Annotated in this window: 22 protein-coding genes and 1 riboswitch; of the genes, 11 read left to right on the forward strand and 11 right to left on the reverse strand. The window is 65.6% G+C overall.

The features are described 5' to 3' along the window. A partial coding sequence (locus HB677_RS17620; protein ID WP_213817045.1) for a TetR/AcrR family transcriptional regulator occupies positions 1-197 on the reverse strand: 197 nt, incomplete at its 3' end. A gap of 30 nt (positions 198-227) precedes the next feature. Then, complete coding sequence (locus tag HB677_RS17625; protein ID WP_213817046.1) at positions 228-2,843, reverse strand: DUF4062 domain-containing protein; 2,616 nt, start codon at positions 2,841-2,843, stop codon at positions 228-230. A gap of 205 nt (positions 2,844-3,048) precedes the next feature. Between HB677_RS17625 and HB677_RS17630 the strand changes: the two genes are divergently transcribed. The 5 genes from HB677_RS17630 to HB677_RS18655 all read left to right on the forward strand — a co-directional run bounded on the left by HB677_RS17630 (position 3,049) and on the right by HB677_RS18655 (position 7,236). After that, positions 3,049-3,762, forward strand: a complete 714-nt coding sequence (locus tag HB677_RS17630; RefSeq protein WP_213817047.1) for a collagen binding domain-containing protein — start codon at positions 3,049-3,051, stop codon at positions 3,760-3,762. Positions 3,763-4,011: 249 nt separating this feature from the next. Continuing rightward, positions 4,012-5,436 carry an amino acid permease gene (locus HB677_RS17635; RefSeq protein WP_213817048.1) on the forward strand — a complete coding sequence of 475 codons (1,425 nt, stop codon included), beginning with the start codon at positions 4,012-4,014 and terminating at the stop codon, positions 5,434-5,436. Next, positions 5,436-6,296 (forward strand): universal stress protein, encoded by an 861-nt coding sequence (locus tag HB677_RS17640; RefSeq protein WP_213817049.1) that lies wholly within the window; start codon positions 5,436-5,438, stop codon positions 6,294-6,296. The genes HB677_RS17635 and HB677_RS17640 overlap by 1 nt, the downstream gene beginning before the upstream one ends. A gap of 452 nt (positions 6,297-6,748) precedes the next feature. Next, on the forward strand, positions 6,749-7,159 hold the full coding sequence (locus tag HB677_RS18980; RefSeq protein WP_213817050.1) for an SDR family NAD(P)-dependent oxidoreductase: 411 nt from the start codon (positions 6,749-6,751) through the stop codon (positions 7,157-7,159). Next, a complete protein-coding gene (locus tag HB677_RS18655; RefSeq protein ID WP_255546720.1) occupies positions 7,102-7,236 on the forward strand; it encodes a hypothetical protein in 135 nt (44 codons plus the stop codon). The genes HB677_RS18980 and HB677_RS18655 overlap by 58 nt, the downstream gene beginning before the upstream one ends. A gap of 886 nt (positions 7,237-8,122) precedes the next feature. Here HB677_RS18655 and HB677_RS17650 read toward each other — a convergent pair. The 6 genes from HB677_RS17650 to HB677_RS17675 all read right to left on the reverse strand — a co-directional run bounded on the left by HB677_RS17650 (position 8,123) and on the right by HB677_RS17675 (position 14,545). Then, positions 8,123-9,448 (reverse strand): NtaA/DmoA family FMN-dependent monooxygenase, encoded by a 1,326-nt coding sequence (locus tag HB677_RS17650; RefSeq protein ID WP_213817051.1) that lies wholly within the window; start codon positions 9,446-9,448, stop codon positions 8,123-8,125. Continuing rightward, positions 9,448-10,245 carry an energy-coupling factor transporter transmembrane protein EcfT gene (locus HB677_RS17655; RefSeq protein ID WP_213817052.1) on the reverse strand — a complete coding sequence of 266 codons (798 nt, stop codon included), beginning with the start codon at positions 10,243-10,245 and terminating at the stop codon, positions 9,448-9,450. The genes HB677_RS17650 and HB677_RS17655 overlap by 1 nt, the downstream gene beginning before the upstream one ends. Next, a complete protein-coding gene (locus tag HB677_RS17660) occupies positions 10,242-12,098 on the reverse strand; it encodes an ABC transporter ATP-binding protein (protein ID WP_213817053.1) in 1,857 nt (618 codons plus the stop codon). Before HB677_RS17660 ends, HB677_RS17655 begins: the two co-directional genes overlap by 4 nt. Continuing rightward, positions 12,088-12,711: an ECF transporter S component gene (locus HB677_RS17665; protein WP_213817054.1), complete on the reverse strand. Its 624-nt coding sequence runs from the start codon at positions 12,709-12,711 to the stop codon at positions 12,088-12,090. The genes HB677_RS17660 and HB677_RS17665 overlap by 11 nt, the downstream gene beginning before the upstream one ends. A 3-nt stretch (positions 12,712-12,714) precedes the next feature. Then, positions 12,715-13,359, reverse strand: a complete 645-nt coding sequence (locus tag HB677_RS17670; protein ID WP_213817055.1) for a YkoF family thiamine/hydroxymethylpyrimidine-binding protein — start codon at positions 13,357-13,359, stop codon at positions 12,715-12,717. Between the two features lie 169 nt (positions 13,360-13,528). Continuing rightward, positions 13,529-13,638, reverse strand: a riboswitch (TPP riboswitch). Positions 13,639-13,969: 331 nt separating this feature from the next. After that, positions 13,970-14,545, reverse strand: coding sequence for an ABC transporter permease (locus HB677_RS17675; protein WP_255546721.1), 576 nt, complete (start codon positions 14,543-14,545; stop codon positions 13,970-13,972). 65 nt (positions 14,546-14,610) lie between these two features. On the opposite strand from HB677_RS17675, the gene HB677_RS18660 reads away from it, so the two are divergent. Next, a complete protein-coding gene (locus HB677_RS18660) occupies positions 14,611-14,739 on the forward strand; it encodes a hypothetical protein (protein ID WP_255546722.1) in 129 nt (42 codons plus the stop codon). 24 nt (positions 14,740-14,763) lie between these two features. Here the strand turns inward: HB677_RS18660 and HB677_RS17680 are convergent. Further along, positions 14,764-16,019, reverse strand: a protein-coding gene (locus tag HB677_RS17680) for an IS3 family transposase (RefSeq protein WP_213817064.1) whose coding sequence is annotated in 2 segments (ribosomal slippage) — positions 14,764-15,749 and positions 15,749-16,019 — 1,257 coding nt in all. Because the reading frame shifts where the segments join, the coding sequence is not laid out codon by codon here. Here HB677_RS17680 and HB677_RS17685 point away from each other — a divergent pair. Next, on the forward strand, positions 16,018-16,188 hold the full coding sequence (locus HB677_RS17685) for a hypothetical protein (RefSeq protein WP_213817056.1): 171 nt from the start codon (positions 16,018-16,020) through the stop codon (positions 16,186-16,188). The two genes, HB677_RS17680 and HB677_RS17685, sit on opposite strands and share 2 nt — an antisense overlap. 475 nt (positions 16,189-16,663) lie before the next feature. Here HB677_RS17685 and HB677_RS17690 read toward each other — a convergent pair whose 3' ends face one another. Then, positions 16,664-17,296: a TetR/AcrR family transcriptional regulator gene (locus tag HB677_RS17690; protein WP_213817057.1), complete on the reverse strand. Its 633-nt coding sequence runs from the start codon at positions 17,294-17,296 to the stop codon at positions 16,664-16,666. A gap of 89 nt (positions 17,297-17,385) precedes the next feature. On the opposite strand from HB677_RS17690, the gene HB677_RS17695 reads away from it, so the two are divergent. The 4 genes from HB677_RS17695 to HB677_RS17710 all read left to right on the forward strand — a co-directional run bounded on the left by HB677_RS17695 (position 17,386) and on the right by HB677_RS17710 (position 19,578). Further along, positions 17,386-17,730, forward strand: a complete 345-nt coding sequence (locus HB677_RS17695) for an EthD domain-containing protein (RefSeq protein ID WP_213817058.1) — start codon at positions 17,386-17,388, stop codon at positions 17,728-17,730. Positions 17,731-17,768: 38 nt separating this feature from the next. Continuing rightward, on the forward strand, positions 17,769-18,596 hold the full coding sequence (locus HB677_RS17700) for an SDR family NAD(P)-dependent oxidoreductase (protein WP_213817059.1): 828 nt from the start codon (positions 17,769-17,771) through the stop codon (positions 18,594-18,596). Between the two features lie 4 nt (positions 18,597-18,600). After that, complete coding sequence (locus tag HB677_RS17705; protein WP_213817060.1) at positions 18,601-19,101, forward strand: TetR/AcrR family transcriptional regulator; 501 nt, start codon at positions 18,601-18,603, stop codon at positions 19,099-19,101. A gap of 135 nt (positions 19,102-19,236) precedes the next feature. Then, positions 19,237-19,578 (forward strand): transposase, encoded by a 342-nt coding sequence (locus tag HB677_RS17710; protein ID WP_255546723.1) that lies wholly within the window; start codon positions 19,237-19,239, stop codon positions 19,576-19,578. Positions 19,579-19,861: 283 nt separating this feature from the next. Here HB677_RS17710 and HB677_RS17715 read toward each other — a convergent pair whose 3' ends face one another. After that, positions 19,862-20,050 carry a hypothetical protein gene (locus HB677_RS17715; protein WP_213817062.1) on the reverse strand — a complete coding sequence of 63 codons (189 nt, stop codon included), beginning with the start codon at positions 20,048-20,050 and terminating at the stop codon, positions 19,862-19,864. Between the last annotated feature and the right edge of the window lie 158 nt (positions 20,051-20,208).

A 20,208-nucleotide genomic window follows, 5' to 3' on the forward strand; every position in this document is an offset into this window, starting at 1 on the left:
GCTAGCTCTCCCAGCGCGAGCTCATGTATACCGTCGAGAACGGCCGATCGATCGCGAATGTGGGAGTACAGGCTTGCTGGCTGCACCCCCAGCTCACGGGCCAGCGCAGATACGGTGACGGCGTTATAGCCGTCTCGATCGGCGAGGTCCGCAGCCGTCGCAAGCACGAACGCACGAGTGAGATTATGCCGGGACATAGCCTCAGCCTACATATTGTAGGAAAAAAGCTATAACCCATAGGTAGTGCTTCTTCCGGACTCGAACGCCGCCGACGCGTGTGACACAGCTGGCCGGGCTTCACCATTGTGCGAGTGAGCCCCGCAGTGTCTTCCTGTCCACGTCGGGAAGTGCGAGTGCGATGGCCTCATCCACCGTGAGGTCCGCACCCTTACGTTCGCCGGCGGCGACTGCCGCCGGGTCAGCCTCGCGGGCCGCGTCAAGCTGCGGACTGTGCACCCGAAACGCATCCGCATCAAAGACTCCGATGCGCTGGCGAATTGCTGCTGCCGCAGCCGAGAGGGTCCCGGCCCGCTCACCGTCTCCGCGTGCCGCCGCGACGGCGCAGAGCCCCTCGAGTCCGTAAGCAATGCCTTCTTCGTGATGCAGCCGGATCGAGACACGCAGTGTGCGCACGCACGCGTCCTCCGCGGCATCCACTTTTCCCTGCACCAGCAGCAACCGTGCCTGATGATTGCCTGCCACTGAGAGGGTGAAGAGGTCTCCGCTCGCTTCAGCAAGGTCGGCTGCTCGGTTGAAGCGCTCCAACGCATCGTCCGGCGAGCGGCATCGGCGAGCTCACGTCCCGCCGTCGCAACGTCGGGGGTCGGCAGCTGAAGACGTGCCGTCGCCCGGGCGGCGAGGGCCATCGCTGCAGCATCCTCATCGCCGCTTTCGGTGAACAGCCGAACGCACTCGCCGAGGCCCACCACCACACCATCCGATGGTCTCTGCCACATTTCTCCCCACAGAGCCAGGAACCACGCAACCGCGCGGGTGTGCTGAGTGATCGGCAGCTCCTTGTCCAGGAGCTCGAGCATCCACACCCTGACTTCCGCGATAAATCCCGCGATCCACCAATAGATGAGCAGGTCCCACGCGAAGTCGCCGGCGTCATCGAGGCGGTCCGTGTAGATCAGGTGGCGCACCGCCGCGCGCAGATTTGGCAACTCGAGGCCAAGCCGCGCGACAGCGTCCGCCTGCTCCAGACCCCGCAATTGCGGAGCGATGCTGGCGACAAAGCCGCGGTAGTAGTCGGCGTGCGCCATGCGCACGGCATCGGCGTCTCCGGCCGTCTTCAGACGGTCCAGGGCAAACTCGCGAACGAGGGCGAGCATCGAAAAGACCACGCGGTCGTCAATTTCGGCCTGTTTTACGAGCGACGCGTCGATGAGCGCCGCGAGACTGTCCAGCGTCATCCCGTCCCACGAACGACCGGCGCCAAGCGCCTCAACTGCCTCAAGCGTGAAGCGCGTTGCGAACACACCGAGATCCTCGAACAGCTCGCGGTGGGAATCGGGCAGCAAGCTGACGCTCCAGTCGATCGTCGCGCGCATGGTGCTGTGCCGCTCGGGCATGTCGCGCACGGAGGCCGTGAGCAGGGGAAGGCTTCGCTCAAGGCGCTCGGCAATGCCGCGTGGCGTCAGCATCCTGACCTTTGCGGCCGCCAACTCGATGGCCAGTGGCAGTCCTTCGAGGCGCCGACAGATGTCCGCAATGTCCGACGCGTTTTCCTCAGTGATCGCGAAGCCCGGCTTCACCGCCGTCGCCCGGTCGACAAACAGCATGCAGGCGGACGACCGCAGTGTGCGGTCGAGGGTCGCGGCGCCGACGCCTTCCGGAGTCGGCAGCGCGCCAACGTCATAGACCTGTTCGCCCCGGATCCGCAGCACAACACGGCTCGTCACGAGGAACGTGGCGAAGGGAGCAGCCGCGTAGAGACCAACCAACACCGGCGCGGCATCCACGATCTGCTCGAAGTTGTCGAGCACGATGAGCACGCGGCGTCCCGCCAGGGCGTGCGCGATGCGCTCTTCGAGAGCAGCTTCACCGTTGTCGCGGATTCCGAGGGTATGGGCCACAGTTGGGACAAGAAGACTCGGCTCGATGACCCCCTCAAGCAACACGAAATACACGCCATCGGGGAAAAGATCGTCGACGGCGCGAGCGGTCTCGATGGCGAGTCTGCTCTTGCCGACTCCACCGGGGCCAATCAAGCTGATGACCCGGCTGTCGCCCTGGCGCAGCAGCGCCCGCAGGCGCTCGATGTCGCCTTCTCGTCCAATGGTCGCGGTATAGGCGACGGGAAGTTTCTCGATCGCTGACGGCGCTACGACCGATGATTCGGCGTCGCCAGCTACCCGGGAATCGTCGAATCTCTCCGCAAGCAAAGCTGCGAGGTCGCCGGTCACCTGCTCCTCAAGGTCGACTGCGTTCTCGAACGGGAGGTAAGCGGCAGTGTCATCGCTCCGGATGCGGTCAATCAGACGGTTCAACCGTTCGTCCCGCTGTGTCGACGCTTTGATGTAGATCAGCTTGGGCATCGATTTCGCCGCCAGGTTGTACTCGTCCTCGAGGCCGGACAAGGACTCGTCGGGAGCGACCCATCCGTAGCTGTCGCCATAGATGCCCACGAACACGTCCGATTGCGCCAGATATGCGCGGTAGAGCGCCCGCGGCGGATGAGGGCGGGCCCCGAGCTCGAACATCACCGGAGCGAGACGGAGTCGCTCGATGGCCGCACGCACCGCGCGCCGCTCTTCGGCGAGCTCGCGAAGCGTCGAGCTCACGAATACCCGGATCCGCTGATCGGGTGTGCGGATCGCGGGCCTGACGGGCCCATTCATGTGCATATCATGGCGCCATCGGCGCCTGTTGCGCCACGGGTCCGGCAATTCGCGTCGGAGAGATTCCACGGCAGTCCCCTCCGAAACTGCAGGGCTCTATGGCGCCCACCCCATTCGCTGACGTAGCATCGCGAGCACAAGCTTCACGGGGGACCCGTACCCCGAGCGGCCCATCACTATGGCGCACACAACACGGGGGTTCACGATGACTTTTATCCAGTCGCTTCAGTTCAGCCGCATTCGAGGAAAGCGGTGGGCTGTGGTCTTCGTCGCCGCACTCCTGGTCGGTGGTTTCGCGCAGCCCGCGAGCGCTGCGACCGTCGACGCCGCACAATCAGCGAACGCAGCGCCCACCGGCACTCTGACCGTCATGATCATCACCACCAGCGGTCAGAAGCTTCCCCTGGCGAACGTGGTGGTCGGTCTCTACGGACCCCTGCAGTTCAACGTCACCCAACGTACCGATGCCACTGGCCAGACCACTTTCACCGGTCTGCCTGCTGGCTCGCAGTACACGGTGCAGGTCTCCCAGCGCGGCGACCAGGGCGCCTGGACGCGGCTGTCCAACTACAAGGAAAACGTGTCGGTAGTTGCGGGTCACCATCTCTGGCAGGCGCTTCGAATGCGGCTGGCGGGGTCGATCGGCGGACGCATCGTCAATCAGTCCGGCGTCCCCGTGGCGAACCTGATGGTTCGGGCCTACGGAGCCGTCACCCGCGCGAGCGAGTACGACTACACCGACGCGGACGGCTACTACGTGGTCCGAGGACTCTTAACTGACAACTACCGCGTGGAACTCGTTGACGATCCGGGCTCCCCCCTCATCATCCGCCGGGTCGTGCCAGTCTCCGCCCAGCATGGCGATATCGCCCAGACAGCTGTCGACTACATCAACGGGGTGCTGCAGCGGCCCTACTAGGGCGAGCACAGGAGGCCCCGGTCACGTGCACGAGGTCGGTCGACACCAGCGCCGCAACAACGGCGGCAATAGCGGATGTCGCGGCGTCTCCATCTCTCGCAGCGAGACCCTGACAACCGTCATATCGGTATGAAAATAGACTCCTTGTCCCGTCAGGTCAATCCGTAGTGCGAAAAAGCGAATCGTGAGAATTTGTTGCAACCGAGTGCGCCGTGAACGACCTCATCCGCTGGAGGCATCCCCGTGAGTATGAAAGACCTTTTCGCAACCCGATCGGTAGCAGACCTCATCAAGGAGTCCGAGGGCGAGGAGGGGCTTAGGAAGACAATCGGTCCCTTTGCACTCACGGCACTTGGCGTGGGAGCGATCATCGGAACCGGTATCTTCGTCGTTATCGGGGAAGGAGCGAAGCTCGCCGGACCTAGCCTGTTCATCTCGTTCATCATCGCCGCGATTACTTGCGGTTTCTCCGCCCTCTCCTACGCAGAGCTCGCCTCCGCTGTCCCGGTCTCCGGCAGTGCGTACACGTTCTCGTATGCAACGCTCGGCGAACTCGTCGCCTTCATCATCGGCTGGGATCTCATCCTCGAGTACGGCGTCTCCGTAGCCGCCGTCGCCGTCGGGTGGGGCGGCAACGTGAACGAGTTCCTTCAGGCGGCATTCGGATTCCAGCTCCCTGCCGCGATCTCCACGTCACCATCCGAAGGCGGGGTGTTCAACATCCCTGCAGTGTTCATCGTCCTGGTCATTGCAACGCTGCTCACACTCGGCACGCGGGAGAGCACGACGTTCAACGCCGTGATGGTAGTCATCAAGATTGCCATCCTGGTTTTCTTCATCATCGTTGCGTTCACCGCCTACAACGCCGGACACTTCACCCCCTTCGCACCGGACGGATTCGGCGGGATTGCCACCGCCTCCGGAGTGATCTTCTTTGCCTATATCGGCTTCGATGCCGTCTCGACGGCATCGGAAGAATCGAAGAACCCGGCGCGCGACCTTCCCATCGCAATCATTGGCTCACTCGTGATCTCCACGATTCTCTACGTGCTGGTGGCAATTGCCGCCGTCGGTGTCGCACCGGTCGACACCCTGAGTGGCAGTGACGCCCCACTGGCCGCCGGCCTTCGTGAGGGTGCAGGCATCCCCTGGGCAGGCGGCGTACTTGCGGCGGGAGCCCTCATCGCGATCACCAGTGTTGTGCTCGTGATCATGTACGGGCAGACCCGCATCTTTTTCGCGATGTGCCGGGACGGGCTACTCCCCCGCCGGCTCGCCAAGGTGCACCCGCGATTCGGTACGCCGGCCCGTCTCACCATCGGCTTCGGCATTCTCATCGCGATCCTCGCGGCGCTCGTACCGCTCGACGAGATCGTCAAGCTCGTCAACATCGGAACCCTTTTCGCGTTTGTGCTCGTCAACGTCGGAGTCATCATCCTCCGCCGAACGAAGCCCGACATGGAACGACCGTTCAAGACGCCGTTCTCCCCGGTCTTCCCCATCATCGGCATCTTGCTCTGCGGTTATCTCATCGCCCAGCTGCCCTGGGAAACCTGGCTGAGGTTCGTCGTCTGGCTCGCCATCGGGCTTGCCATCTACTTCGGCTACTCCCGCAGGCACTCCCGTGTGCGCACCGGTGAAGACGCAGCGCTCCCGCCGGCTGGCACCGTCTGATGTCCGCGCCATCGGGCCCGGCAATCCTTGCCGCTTATAAAGGGGATGCCGGAGCCGACGTCCTCGCTTTCGCCTCTGCCTGGAGCCGGTCAAGCGGTCGTCCTCTCACCGTAGTGACGGTCTACCCCGGAGCAGCTCCCATCGGCATGGGTCGGGTAGACAGTGAGTGGGTAGCGTACAACCGGGAGCAGGCACAACTGCTTTTGGCCGAGGCGCGAACTGCACTTGGGCAAACGGATGCCACTTTCCAGTCCATCGCGGCCGATTCGGCTTCGCACGGGCTGAACGACGCGCTCGAATCCGCCGTTGCGGGATCGATCATGGTTCTCGGCTCCCGCAAGACCCGCGGAACGCGCCGAACGGCTCCCGGCAGCACCGCCGACCGTCTGCTCCAGGGAGCACCGGGGCCGGTAGCGATCGTGCCGTGGGCCTACGACGAATACGCCGCCACAACCATCCGCCGGGTCGCCGTCGCGTTCATCGATACTCCCGACGGCGCCGCAGCGCTCCAGACGGGAAGTCGTCTGGCGCGCGAGGTTGGCGCCGAGCTTCAGCTGCTGAGCGTGCTTCCGGACACGCTCGTGCGACCCAGTCTCGGCGAACCGACAAGCTTCGCCTCCGAGCAACGGGCGCAATTTCAGAGCGCCGTTGATGCAGCAGCAAGGGAAAATGCTGCGACGGCAGTGCTCCTCGACGGACCAGTGGTCGACACCCTCGCCGATCTCAAACCGGACGACTTCGACCTACTGGTGTGCGGTTCCCGCGGCTATGGGCCGGCTCGTCGCGTGCTGCTCGGCGGAGTCTCGTCGCGGTTGCTCAAGCACTCCCGAGTGCCGGTAATGGTCGTTCCACGCAACTGACCACCAACAGGCCACGACCTCGCAAATCGCTAAACCAAAAAATCCCGGAAACCCGTAAGTTTCCGAGACATTTTGTCGGGCTGACAGGATTTGAACCTGCGACCCCTTGACCCCCAGGCGTCCAGACGGTGTTGTCGAAGCCGAAATTCGCGTGATTCCGGGGCTCAGATCATGCGGAGCACGTCACGAAATGCATGGTTTGCATGATTCTGGTCCCCTTTTGGTCCCCCTCCCCCGCGGCCCGAGAAGTGCCGTCAAGGGGCTTCGCACATCGGCGGCCTCGTGTTCAACCGGTCATCGCACTGGACGGTGGCTTGACCGGGTCAAGGGGTAGAGAGGTCCAAGTGGTGCCAGCAGTGTTGTCTTGCCGGTCTCCAAAGCCCCGCAGTGATGTGAGTCTGCAAGCGAAATGGGGCGTTGGTTTCGGCCGTTGGGTTCAGTTTTAGCTGACTGTGCGGACGCCACCTGGTTCCGGAGGCGTTCCGGCGATCGCCACGAACCTGCGCGGCTCGATCCAGATCGCCCGCGCCGCCCTGCCACACCTGCGCGCAACGGGCGGCGAACGGATCCTTCAGCTCTCTTCCGTCGCAGGCCTGACCGCGAACCCCGGGGCGTCGCTCTACCATGCGACGAAGTGGGGCATCGAGGGCTTCGCCGAAGCCCTCGCCGCGGAAGTCGTCTCGTTCGGAATCGGAGTCACCATCGTCGAACCAGGCAGTGCACGCACCGGTTTCAATGCGGCCGGACCTCAGTGGGGTCCTCGCCTCGACGTCTACGGCACCACTCCCCTACCCATGGTCCCGCGATGCTCCAGGGCACCGACTACCAAGCGCCCGGCGACCCGGCACGCATGGCCGCGATGATGCTCGACTCCCTCGACCAGAACCACGCCCCACTGCGCCTCGTTCTCGGCAGCGACTCCCTAACACGCATCGCCTAAGCACTCAAACAACGTCTCGCGGACATGCAAACCCAAGAACAGTCGGCGAAGACCACCGACTTCTGAGCACCACTTCCGACCGACACAAGCACGGAGAGCGCCATGGGCCGGTGCCCAGAGCAGCGTCCGCACTCTCACTCGACGGGCCGTGAAGACCGCCCATCGGAGAATGCTGACGGCACCCACACCATGTGCGCGACAGCTCGTTCTTAGATGGTGATGATGATCTTGCCGTGGACGTGACGTCCGGCCTGAAGGGCGACTGCGTCGCGGACCTGTTCAATTCAGGGGGAAGGTCGCAGCAATCGGGACGGTGAGTTCACCTGCAGTAATCGCGTCGGTCATCCGCGCAAGGTCGGAAAGCGTGGCATTGAAGCCGTCGGTCGAACGCGCACCACCCGGCGGGGTGGGACCCGGCGGCGATCGTGGAGATCCGCTCGGACGGCACGTCGAGCGCGAGCGCAGCCTCCGCTGTCTCGGTTCCGAAGAGATCGGCCCGTTGATCCCGTCTGGGGCGACCGCCCCGACCCGGTCCGCGAGGCCTAAGCCGTATTCGACCGGCTCCACGCCGAGGCTCCGCAGGAAGTCGAACGTGGCTCGGGAAGCGGTCCCGATCACCCCGGCACCACCATCACCATCACCATCGACGGCGGCCAAAGCCAGCAGTAGTGCCCGACCGCCGCGCCGCCACAATCCGGCGCATTTAGCTGGCGAGGACGCGGCGGACCTGAGGTTTCGATTTACTGCCTCCAGATCCGAGTAGGGGCGATGCAGTTGTCTCCTACCTAATCCGTCCGTTGGTGCACGGGAACAGTAATGGTGGACGACGGTGTCGTATCGACCCGGCCGCCGCAGGTCCGACCAGGATGCTGCAACGAGCAGTCGTTCATGGGGACGCGAGATTTGCCCGAAGGGTGGTGTGCTCGTACTCCTCCCGCAGGCGGCCACGCTGCTGGAGTTCGGGCACGAGGCCGTCGACGACGTCCTCGAATGAGGTGAGGTAGAGCGCCGGCATGACAACGAAGCCGTCGGCTGCTCCGCTGTCGAGCAGTTTCTCGAGTTCGTCGGCGACCTTCGCGGGTGTACCGACGGGCTGTAGATTGAATTGGCTCAGCGCTTGACGGAAGGCCAGTTCCCTGATGGTGAGGTCTTCTGTCTGGGCCGTGTGGAGCATCGATCGTTCGAACCCGCCACTGCCCGTGGCGCCGCGATGCGCCTGGATCAACGGCACCGCGGGCGCATCCGGATCGAGCTCCTCCGGCCGGGAGTGGAGCAGGCGGCCGAGGGCCACCAGCGCCTCGTCGGCATCGAGTGCGTCTTCGAGCGACTGCAGCCGGCGGCGGGCGTCGGCCCCGGTGGAGCCGAGCACCGGCTGGATCGCGGGTAGGTAGAGGAGCGATTCGGGATCGCGGCCCAACTGCCGGCAGCGCTCACGCAGCGCGGCGCGGTGGGTTCGGTGCACATCCGGCGATCCCCCGGTGGCGAACACCACTTCGGCCCAGCGAGCGGCGAACTCGAGGCCCCGCGGGGAGGCGCCGGCCTGCATGAGCACCGGGCGGTTCTGCGGGCTGCGAGGGATCGCCAGAGGCCCCCGCGCGTGCGGGATGCTCGCGTTCCGCTCGGGCGCGCGGTGGACCCGTGCGGGATCGGCGAACACGCGCCCGGCCGTGTCGAGGCGGAGCGCATCCGGTTCCCACCCCTCCCAGAGGTCGATCACCGATTGCACCACCTCGTCGGCGCGGTCGTAGCGCGCCGCCCGGTCGGGGATGGCTTGCAGGCCGTGGTTGCGCGCCTCGGCGTCGGTGGTGGACGTGACGATGTTCCAGGCGGCACGACCTCCCGAGAGCTGGTCGAGACTGAGCAGGCTGCGGGCGATGGAGAACGGATGCTGGAACGTCGTCGACACCGTGGCTCCGAGCCCGAGGTGAGTGGTGACGGCCGCGATATGCGAGAGGCCCACGATCGGGTCGAGGTAAATCGCCCCCTTCCCGCCCGTTCGCAGCGTCGTGGCGATCTCGCCGTCGGCGTCTTCGGGTACCGCGAGCGCGTCGGCCAGGAAGACCATGTCGAACCGGCCCCGCTCCAGCAGCCGGCCGAGGTCGGTATAGAACGAGCCACGCAGCCAGTCGGCGCGGGTCAGCGGGTTGCTCCAGTTGGCCGCGTACTGGCTCGTCGGCGGATTGACGAGCGCTACGAGCCGGGCCTGCCGCATCAGAACAGCGCTCCCGGTCCGCTGAGAAGGCCGGAGAGACCCGCGGCCGCGATCAGGATGCCGAGGCCGGTCACGACCGCGACGCCGAAGACCGCGTCGATCGGGCCGATGCGCACCGGATGCCAGACGGTGCGTGGTTGGAGGCCGAGGCCGCGCGACTCGAGCGACTGCGCCATCCGTTCTCCTCGTCTGATGGCCAGAACGAGGAGCGCGAAGGCCGCGCGCCCGAACGATGCCGCACCGCGGCGCACGGTGCCGTCGCGTCGCAACGGCGCGCGCACGGCCTGGGCCGCGCGGATCGCGGCCCACTCCCCCGGCAGCTGCTGCAACAGGCGGTATCCGGCCATCAGTGCGTAACTCGGTCGGGCGCCGAGTCGCGCGTTCTGGTGGAGGCTCGTCATCAGGGCGAGGCTGTCGGTGGTGAGCACGTAGCCGATGGACAGGATTCCGATGGCGAGCGTGCGCGCGGCCAGCGCAGCCCCCACCACGAGCCCTTCGACGGTCACCCGCAGCGGTCCCTCCTGCCAGAGCACGGTGCCGGGCCGGCTCAGCACATTGATGCTGAACACGCCCAGCGCGAAGGCCAGGAACGGGAGTTGAGCGGTCAACACGGCACGAAGCGGCAGCCGCCCGCCGACGGTCACGCCGATCAGGCCCACCAGGTAGACGATCGATGGCGTGACGGGGTCGAGCACGAAGAGCAGAGCCACGGAGGCGACGAACAGCACGGCGAGCTTGACGGTGGGGTTGCGGCGGGCGAGCGGGGAATCACGCACGGGAGCGGTGGCGACGCTCATCGGGACACCTCCGCGTGGGTCTCGGCGGGATCCCTGAGCGGGTCGGCCTCCGCGGGCGGTTCCGGATGCGCGCCGGCCGCCGCGGACGGTTCCGGATGCGCGCCGGCCGCCGCGGACGGTTCCGGATGCGCGCCGGCCGCGTAGAGCCGTCGGAGAGCGCGCACGGCGGCGACGTCGTCGGACTCGGCCAGCAGCCACGCGACCAGTGCGGGCGACTCGAGTCCGGCGCGCTGCAGCACGGCGGCATCCCGGAGCACGGTCATGGTGGGCCCGTCGGCGACCTTCTGCCCGTCAGCGAGCACCACGACGCGGTCGGCGACCGTGGTCACGAAGCGGAGGTCGTGACTGGAGAACAGCACGGCGCGGCCGCGGGCGGCCTCTCGCCGGAACACCGCGGCGGTGGCGATGGTGTCGCGCCGGTCGAGGCCGAACGCGGGCTCGTCGGCCAGCAGCACCGGCCGGTCGACATGGGCGAGCATCGCAGCGAGGCTTAGCCGGCGCTTTTCCCCACCCGAGAGGCGGTAGGGATCCCGGTCGGCCACGTGCTCGAGGCGGTGGATGCGCAATTGCCGGTCCACCACGTCCGCCACGTCGCGGCTGCTGCCGTGGAGACCGACCGCGATCTCGTCGCGCACGCGGTGGCCGAGGAACTGCAGCTCGGGGTACTGGAACACCATGCTCGGTCGCGGGCCCACGACTCCTCCCGCGAGCGGCCGCAGCAGGCCGGCGAGGGTCAGCAGCAGAGATGTTTTGCCTGATCCGTTGGCCCCGAGCACGGCGACCACCTCGCCGGCGTGCAGATCGAGATCGACGTCGCTCAGCACCGGATCGATCACGGCCTGGCCGCGCCTCGAGCGGCGCGTGCCGGGAGCCGGGCGCCCCACCATCACCGACCGAGCCGAGAGCAGCGGATCGCCGGGAGCGGCGGCCGGCGAGTCGAGCGACGCTCCGATGGCGCCGTGCCGCTGCTCCTCGGGCCCCTGCGTCTCAGGCCGCTCGCGCAGCCACGTGCGCACCGGCTCGGAATGCAGACCGCCGGGATGCCCTGTGACGGCGAGCAGTTCGCTCTCCAGCGGGAGCCAGCAACCGGCATCGTGCAGGCGCGCCGCGTTTTCGGCCAGCACCTGCACGGTCGGGCCGGCCGCGAGCATCCGGCCGCCGTCATCGAGCACCACCGCGTACTCGGGCAGGCCCAGGGCGCCGTGGGTTCCGGCGAGCTCGTCGAGGCGGTGCTCGACCATCAGCACCGCCGCATCGCCGCGCTCGACCACCCCCTCGACCGCCGTACGCACGGCACGCACGCCCGCCGGATCGAGCATCGACGTGGGCTCATCCAGCAGCAGCACCGCGGGTCGTGCGGCAAGAGCCGCGGCGAGGGCTACGCGCTGCACCTCACCGCCGGAGAGCCCATCCGTCGCCCGCTCGCGAAGACCACGCGCTCCTGCGAGGCCGAGCGCCTCCTCGATGCGGCCCGAGATCTCGTCCCGGGCCACGCCGTGGTTCTCCAGAGGCAAGGCCACCTCCTGGTCGACGCGGGCGAGGCAGATGGCGGCCGCCGGGTCCTGCGCCACGACGCCCAGCCGGCGAGATCGTTCGATCACCGGGAGGTCGGTCGCATCGACGCCGCCGAGGTGCACCGACCCCTCGACGTCGAGGTTCTGCGAGAACGGGATGACGCCGGTGAGCACCTGCAGCAGGCTCGACTTGCCCGACCCCGAAGGGCCGAGCACGAGCATCCGTTCCCCCGCCCCCAGGCGCAACGACACGTCGCTCAGCAGAGGGGCCGGCCGACCGGGGGCGCGCACCGTGGCATTCACGATGCGCGCCGCCGACCGGTCGAGCTCAGCGGTCAAGACGGGCCCGCCCGATCGCGAAGTTGTCGACCACTCCGGTGCGGGCGAGCGCGTCGACGATCACCTTGGCGAGCAGCCCACCGAGCACGATGCCGGAGACCACTTGGATCACGAGCCGCACGAGCAGCAGGTCGGTGCCGTACCAGCCCGACCGGAAGGCCGAGTAGAAGAACACCAGACCGGCTCCGAGCGCGCCCGACAGGGCGTAGACGAGCCAGTTGTAGCGGCGGTACCGGGTGAGCGCGAAGGGCAGCTCGCTGCCGATGCCCTGGATGGCGGCGGCCACGAACAGCAGGGGTCCGACTGCCGAGCCGAGGAACACCACCTCGATCACCGAGGCGATGATCTCGGCGATCACCCCGGCGAAGGGGCGGCGGATAATGGCGATGGCGATCGGCGCCACGAGCAGCCATCCGCCGAGCAGCGCGTGCTGGGTGAGGTCACCGAACGGGCCGGTGGCCACGGAGAGCGCGATCCAGCCCTGCACGAGCGCCCAGTAGAGGAAGCCGAAGACGGCGCCAAGCACCACCAGGAGCATGATGTCCTTGAGCTGCCAGGCGAACAGCCACGAGGTGCTGCGGCGCGAGCGTGGCGGCGTGGTCGTGGTGGCCATGTCTCACACCTCCGTCGGGCTGGCGATGGACAGCACGGCGTGGCTGGTGACGTGCTGCACGCTGCGCCCCACCAGCACCCAGCCGGCGGCCATGGTGCCGAGCACATCGGCGAGATCCCCTTCGAGCAGGGTGGCGTAGTGCTCGCCACGCACGTAGGTGCCGAGCTGCTTGGCGTGATCGATCGCCGCGTAGATGTCGCGGAGGTGGTCGGGTTCTTCCCCGGGCCGCCCGGTGTCGTCGAGCGGATACAACGACCAGTGCGCCGACGCACGGATGCCGGTGGCCGGCAGCACCGGAACCGCGGCCGCTTCGGCGAGCAGCCCCGGCGTGATGCTGCACGTCACCTCGCCCGGGCATCCGCGCGAGAGCAGCACGGATGCGCTCACATGATGACCGCCTCGCGCGGCCCCGGCGATCACGTCGGTCAGGTACTCGAGCACCCGCTGCTCGGAGCCGCGCACGAGCGTGCTCACCGGATCGGTCACGACGTCGAGATCGGTGGCGTCGGCGCCCGCCAGAGCGCCCAGGATGATCTCGGCGAAGCCGCCGTCCATCACCGCGATGGTGAAGCGGGCGCCCACTCCGAGATCCTGCGGGCTCAGTGTGGGGGTGGTGGCTGCGGGAGACAGCGTCGGAAGGGGTGACATGATGTGCGTGCCTTTCACTGCGCACGGGTCGCGCTCACCGGCGGTGGGCGCAGAGCTGCCGACCGATCAGGGGTGTTGCACGGGCGCGACGAAGGCGCCGGATGTCTCCGGCTGTGAAGCACGACCGATCACGGTGACGGCAGCCCTGTGGCGGCGTCGATCGACGATGAGCATTCGCTCTCACTCTCCCTGCGCTGGCATTATCCAGATCAAGTTCGACGGTCGAAGCGTGGTTCGCTTCCTCTCAGCCCGGCTCACCAGGCTCCCGTGTGTTCCTAATCACTATATCGATTAGTTCACCTGCTCGCCCAGCGCCGCTGCCGAGTCTAAATCTCATCCCGCTCGTCCCAGCCATCGAACGAGCGTACCGACGGCACAAAGTGCGCCAGCAGTCGGTCGAGGCGTCATGTAGGGCTCTACTTCGCATCAGCAAGGAATGGAAACTACACCCCGGATGTACGTCCTCAGTTTATGCGACCCGATCGGCGATTCCCATGGGACGGGTTCAACAGGCGCGTCATGCGTTGCGCGACGCACTCGCAAGGGACGATGACTACGCGTCTTCAGTGGCCGGGTTGCTTGCCCATGGTGCAGTCTGCTCTCCCAAGGATTATCGGAGTTTGATCGTTCTGATCGCGCCGAGGCTGAGCAACGCGCCGACGGCGGCGAGCCCGATTGCGGTGCCAAGGAGTGGGAGCACGTCGTTGACAGTGAGTCCGCCCGAGGCAGCGCTCGCGGTTGAGCCAAGGTTCAGCGCGCGCGTGTTGATGGCTTGCGGAAATATGTAGCTGAGGGGTCGGAGTGTGTCGGAGGTGACGGTGGCGACGCCGATGACGCAGCCGATGAGACAGATCGCGACGGGAGCGGCGAAGGATCTCAGCAGGAATGACAGGAGTGTTTGGAAAGCGATCAGCGGCAGGGCGGCGACCACGGCGATCACTCCGGCCAGAGCGAACTGCCATGGGATCGGGCCGTCGATATCGATGATCATCGTGCCGGAAAGGAGGGTGCCGGTGACGAGCACGAGTTGCATGAACGCGACCGGGGCGGTGACGACGGCGATCTTGGCGAGAACGAGTGTGATGGGGTGCCGGGTGGTGGTGAGCAGCAGGTTCCAGTTGGTGCCGCGGTGCTCAATGCGCCACGTGGCGGCGGTGAGCAGTGCGATTCCGATCGAGTAGAACAACAGTCCGTAGAACTGAATCGCCCCGGGTCTCGTGGAGGGTCTGATTCCGCGAGAGGATGATGATCATGCCAGCACCGAGGAAGTATCCGCCGGAGCTTCGTGAGCGTGCGATGCGGCTTGTTGCCGAGGCCAGGAAAGAGGATCCGGAGCTGTCGCTGAACGCGGCGGTCATCCGGATCGGGCAGCATGTCTGAACCGTCTCCGGTTGTCTGCCGCTTCTATGCGGGTGCCATCACCGGTCGGGATGGCCTGTTGAGGCCAGCGTAGTTTCCGGTTTCGAACTCGTCGGGTGGGACGTCTCCGAGCGCGGTGTGGAGCCGACTGCTATTGAACCAATCGACCCAGCTCATGGTGACCCACTCGACGTCATCGATGCTCTTCAATGGGCCGTTCCGGAACGGGCTGTCGTCGCGGATCGCTTCGGTCTTGAACAGTCCGATCGTGGACTCCGCGAGGGCGTTGTCGCAGGCGTCACCGATCGATCCGATCGACGCTGCGATGCCCTCCATCTGCAAGGTCTCGGCGAAATGGATCGAGGTGTATTGCGACCCGGCATCGGAATGGTGCACCAGCCCTGCAGCGGCCGGATGACCAGCCCGGTCGCGGCGCCAGAGGGTGACGCGGAGCGCGGTCGTGACCAACGGGGTCGTCTTGATCATCGACGCGTGCCAGCCCACGATCGCTCTCGAGTAGCAGTCGATCACGAACGACACGTATGCGAACCCGGCCCAGGTGCGGACATAGGTGAAGTCCGCGACCCACCGCTGGTTCGGAGCCGGCGAGGTGAAGTCACGATCCAACAAATCCGGCGCCCGGGCCGCGTTCCGATCCGGGGTCGTGGTCCGCACCCCACGGCCACGAACCCGGCCGTTCAGGCTCAGGTGCCGCATCAGCCGGTCGATGCGGCGGGCTGAGACGTCGTGGCCCTGCCGACGCAAGGACGCGGTCATCTTCCGCCGCCCATACATGCTCTCCGGCGCCGTGGCCGTCGCCAACAGTGCGTCGATGATGATCGCGTCGGACCGGTCTCTGGTCGAGGCCTCGGCTCTTTTCCAGGCCCGGCAGGTTCGCGCGGCGACCTCCAAGCCCTGCTCCCGCAGGACCCGGCAGATCGACTCGACCGCGCGGTGTTTGGCGCGTTGTTCGTCGATGAACGCGACGATCAGCGGCGTCGGGGGTCGGGTTCCCCGGCGAAGAAAACCGCCGCGTCCTTCAAGATCGCGTTCGCTTCACGCAGCTCACGATTCTCCCGCCGGAGGCGCTTGACCTCGTCCGCGTCGATGGTCGTGACGCCGTCACGTTGACCGCCATCGATCTGCGCTTGCCGCACCCACCGGCGCAACGACTCAGCCCCGAACCCCAGCCGCCCCGACACGCTCTCGCAGGCGGCCGTGAGCGTCGGATACTCATCGAGGTGATTTAGCACCAGCCTCACGGCCCGCTCCCTGGTCTCCTCCGGGATTCTCTTCGGCATGATCAATATCTTCCTTCCAAACTCGAAAGAAGACGGCATCAAACTGGGGACCGTTCACGATTCAGGAATCCTCAACGATCAGGGAACCATCAAAGCCCAACAGATCAATGGCGAAACACTCGTGGGTTGCCTCGACCAGAGGAAATACATTCTGAAACGTCACAGATGACGACGCCAACCCATGAAGCAGCACCACTACCGGCCCAGCACCGCGGTGTTCTGCGACATGCAAAACGGGTGCACGACCTCTCGAGCCGAAACGTCCCGTAGCGCGAGCATGACATCGCACGGGGGAACGCGAGCCCACGCTCTTCCAGGCGGCGCCGGTTGATGATCACTCGAAGACGCGGCGACTAGAAAACACCTCTGCACTGGAGGCGTTCGCCTTGACCGACTCGCTAACGAATCAGATCGCGACTTAGCTCTTAAGTTTCGTCCGCTGACCATCGGCGGACTGCACGACCCGCTCGGTTGGCAACATGGATGTCAAGTGGAAAAGGGGCGTTACGCATGCCCGCATGCTTCGCCTGACGGGCAAGCGGGCCCTTCGAGCCCCTCTTCGTCCCGCGCGACTTCGTCGCTAGCTCGTCGCAAGTTTCCCGCAGATACACCCACGTATTGGTTCTTCCCGGTCGCGAGTCGACCTAGCGAGGACCGCTTTGAGGAGTATCGCAGACGTGAGCTACTGCGTTCTCGATGAGGGTCCCTTCGTCCTGCCAGGGGAAGCCGGGCAGTGCTGGTCTGAGAACGGCGATGCCGTGCAAGGCGGCGAAGAGTGTCTGGGCGTCTCGGATAAGTTCGAGATTCGACACACCCTGAGCGGTTTCGGTGCTCCGCAGGGTCTGCACAAGTACGTCGAAGGCGCGGATGCCTTCTCGGTAGGGGCGGGGCGGCGAGCTGATGTTCGAGGATGACCGCTCGAACAGGATCCGGTATTGTCCCGGATGTTCACGAGCGAAGCGAACGTAGGCCACGCTCATCGCCTGAACGGCTTTGATGCCGGCTGGCGCGCTCTCGGCGGCTGTCGCGCACAACTCGGCAAGACGATCGAAGGCGCGCCCGACCACGACATCGAGGATGGCGTCCCGGTCGGGGAAGTGGGGGTAGATCGAGGGCGCCGCGATCCCCGCCTCACGGGCTATCGCACGTAGCGTCACCGCTTCGCTGGAGGCTTGCGACGAAAGCAAACGCTCGGCGGCTTCGAGGATCTCGGTGCGCAGCTCGCCGCCGAAGCCGCGTTTGTTCCCCACGCGCTTCACGACGGTTTTTGTTCCCATTTCGCCAGTCTACCCGACAACGACTAACACTTGTTAGCCGAATGCGTTATGCTCGCCTAACAAGTGTTAGTCACCGAATTGGAGTTCTCATGATCAAGTTCACGATCCTCATACGTCGGCGTCCCGACCTCACCCGCGAAGAGTTCATCACTTACCACCGCGAGCAGCATGCGCCGTTGTTCATGTCCGTTCCTGCGGTGCGCGACAATGTGCGCCGCTACGTCCAGCAACACGCGCTCGACGTCGAACTACCGGGTCTTCCGGCGCCAACTTTTGACGGCGCCACTGAGCTGTGGTTCGACGATGTAGAGGGGATCGGCCGCGTGTTCGGTGACCCGGAATACCTCGCGATCATCCGGCCCGACGAGGAGCGATTCATCGACCTTCTCGGGTGCGAATTTCTCGTAACCGTCGAGAATCCGGTGCACGGCTAACGCCGGCATCCACTGCAGCGGCCTCGAAAGGAACAAGTATGACCAAGACCATCGTGATCACCGGCGCAAGCGACGGGATCGGTGCCGCCGCCGCGGCGCAACTCAACCGGCTGGGGCACGAGGTGGTCGTGATCGGCCGGTCCCGGGAGAAGACCCGGCAGGTCGCCTCGAGCATCGGCGCCGACCACTTCACTGCGGACTTCTCGGATCTGCGCACGGTGCGAGAACTCGCGGAAACTCTGCAGAGCAGATATCCGCGGATCGACGTCCTCGCCAACAACGCCGGCGGGGTATTCGGCACGCGAGACAAAACCCTAGACGGGCATGAGAAGACCTTCCAGGTCAACCAGCTGGCCCCTTTCCTCCTGACAAGTCTGCTGATGCCCATCCTGGTCAACAGCAACGCAACCATCATCCAGACGGCGAGCATCGCAGCGCGACTGTACGGGAACATCGACATCACAGATCTGGAGAACGATCGGCGGTACTCCGCCAACAAGGCATACGGAGACTCCAAATTGGAGAACATCCTCTTCACCAAGGAACTCGACCGCAGGTACCGATCTGATGGCATCAGCGCCGTGGCCTTCCACCCGGGCGTCATACGATCAAGCTTCGCCGCCGAAACCACGAGCTTCGGGATGAAGTTCCTCTACGCCAACCCACTAACCAAGCGATTCCTCAGTACCGCGGACGAGGGTGCCGAGCAGCTGGTATGGCTGGCCACCACCTCCCCCGGACTCGGCTGGCACCCCGGCGCCTACTACGAGAAGCATCAGATTGCGACGCGCGTAAACCCTCAGTCTGACGACGAGAACCTCGCCCTCGAACTCTGGCACCAGAGCGCCGCTCTCGTCGGCGTGTGATCCCATGAAATCGCGACCATCCACGCTTCTCAGGGCGGGAACCATTGTCGATGCTGCGTCGCGGATGTTCGCAGAAAAAGGCTACGACGGAGTTAGCACGCGGGATATCGCGATCGTCGCCGGGGTAAGCCAGGCCTACGTGATCCGACGCTTCGGAAGCAAAAACGAACTATTCACGCTCGCCCTGGCGCGTCAGCTCGACGCACTCATCAACGAGCTTCATGCATCCGGCGCACGTGATAGCGACACGCTCGATGAACTCGTTGCCGCGTATCGTCGCTTCCTCAATAGTTCCGCGGAAGCTGCGCTGATCGAGCAGTTATGGATTCCCGCACAGGACCGTGCCTTAAACATCGCGCGGCGTCAACTGTGGACCTACCTCCGACAGGGCGCGAACCTCCAGCAGGCTGCAGCGGTCGAACTCATCGGGCGGATCGGCGCCCACCTCGGTACCCACGTGTTCGAGCATGCGCTCCTGCTCACAGACAGCCGGACCACCTCGTAATGCGCGGCCCATTTCGCCCCTTTTCCGTTCAAGGCAGGTCAGTATCCGCACCACCCCGCTCGATGGCCTTCGGGCACCAGCCAGCACCCGCAGCAACGTGGGACTGATGCACGAATAGGTGACATCTGATCTGACTTGCCCGGGAGGGCGGCCTGGAAGGATGGCATCGCGTCAAAGCCCTATTCCACTGAATTCCGTGACGACGTCGTGCGCGTTGCTAGGAACCGCGAGCCCGGAGTGACGATCGAGCAGATCGCGAAAGACTTCGGCGTCCACCCGATGACGCTGCAGAAGTGGCTTAGTCGCGCCGCGGTCGACGAGGGCGACAAGCCCGGCCAGTCCCGCACCGAGGCGGCTGAGATCCGTGAACTGCGCAAGCGAAATCGGTTGCTGGAGCAGGAGAACGAGGTGTTGCGGCGGGCGGCGGCGTACCTGTCGCTGGCGAATCTGCCGGGAAAAGGCTCTACCCGCTCGTGAGTGAGCTCGCCACCGCAGGGGTCCCTGTGGCGGTGACGTGTCGGGTTCTGAAGCCCTCTCGTCAGCCCTATTACCGGTGGCTGGCCGACCCCAAGACCCCGAGCGAGGTGGTGGAGGCGTATCGCGCGAATGCGCTCTTCGACGCCCACAAGGAGGGAGCCGAGGAGTATAGCGCCTGCGATTGCTGAGATTCCGCCGATCAGCAGCGGCGTCGTGGCAGCAACGTTGTCTACGAGGGTTCCGCCGATGATGGCGCCGGTGGCGACGCCGATGTTGCAGACGGTCACGATGACTCCACCGATTTGTTCGAGTCGTGTGGGTTCGACCCGGGCCCCCAAGTCATCAGCGTCGTTGGCGCTCCACCGAATCCGACGCCCCGCACGGCGGCGGCGATGAACAAGCCGGCCGTCGAGCTACCAACGGTGAGCAGGAGAAGCATTCCGATGCCGAGGACGCCGGGGAAGAGGACCACGCCGACACGTGGGCCCGGTCGGCGAGGGGCCCGCTGAGGGCCGTGCCCAAAAAGACCTCAATCCCAAAGGCGAGCAGGAGCAACGCGAAACCGCTGGCGTCGATCCCGGAGAGGGTGGTGGCGGCGGGGCGGAGGTAGGTGAAGCCTGTGGCTTTAGT

The organism is Glaciihabitans sp. dw_435 (genome assembly GCF_018449675.1).
Lineage (GTDB): Bacteria > Actinomycetota > Actinomycetes > Actinomycetales > Microbacteriaceae > Glaciihabitans.

Bases quoted from the DNA above. Each gene is read 5' to 3' on its own strand.
- HB677_RS17625 (WP_213817046.1), bottom strand. From the start codon at position 2,843: ATGAATGGGCCCGTCAGGCCCGCGATCCGCACACCCGATCAGCGGATC.
- HB677_RS17630 (WP_213817047.1), top strand. From the start codon at position 3,049: ATGACTTTTATCCAGTCGCTTCAGTTCAGCCGCATTCGAGGAAAGCGG.
- HB677_RS17635 (WP_213817048.1), top strand. From the start codon at position 4,012: ATGAAAGACCTTTTCGCAACCCGATCGGTAGCAGACCTCATCAAGGAG.
- HB677_RS17640 (WP_213817049.1), top strand. From the start codon at position 5,436: ATGTCCGCGCCATCGGGCCCGGCAATCCTTGCCGCTTATAAAGGGGAT.
- HB677_RS18655 (WP_255546720.1), top strand. From the start codon at position 7,102: ATGCTCCAGGGCACCGACTACCAAGCGCCCGGCGACCCGGCACGCATG.
- HB677_RS17650 (WP_213817051.1), bottom strand. From the start codon at position 9,448: ATGCGGCAGGCCCGGCTCGTAGCGCTCGTCAATCCGCCGACGAGCCAG.
- HB677_RS17655 (WP_213817052.1), bottom strand. From the start codon at position 10,245: ATGAGCGTCGCCACCGCTCCCGTGCGTGATTCCCCGCTCGCCCGCCGC.
- HB677_RS17665 (WP_213817054.1), bottom strand. From the start codon at position 12,711: ATGGCCACCACGACCACGCCGCCACGCTCGCGCCGCAGCACCTCGTGG.
- HB677_RS17670 (WP_213817055.1), bottom strand. From the start codon at position 13,359: ATGTCACCCCTTCCGACGCTGTCTCCCGCAGCCACCACCCCCACACTG.
- HB677_RS18660 (WP_255546722.1), top strand. From the start codon at position 14,611: ATGCCAGCACCGAGGAAGTATCCGCCGGAGCTTCGTGAGCGTGCGATG.
- HB677_RS17685 (WP_213817056.1), top strand. From the start codon at position 16,018: ATGATCAATATCTTCCTTCCAAACTCGAAAGAAGACGGCATCAAACTG.
- HB677_RS17690 (WP_213817057.1), bottom strand. From the start codon at position 17,296: ATGGGAACAAAAACCGTCGTGAAGCGCGTGGGGAACAAACGCGGCTTC.
- HB677_RS17695 (WP_213817058.1), top strand. From the start codon at position 17,386: ATGATCAAGTTCACGATCCTCATACGTCGGCGTCCCGACCTCACCCGC.
- HB677_RS17700 (WP_213817059.1), top strand. From the start codon at position 17,769: ATGACCAAGACCATCGTGATCACCGGCGCAAGCGACGGGATCGGTGCC.
- HB677_RS17705 (WP_213817060.1), top strand. From the start codon at position 18,601: ATGAAATCGCGACCATCCACGCTTCTCAGGGCGGGAACCATTGTCGAT.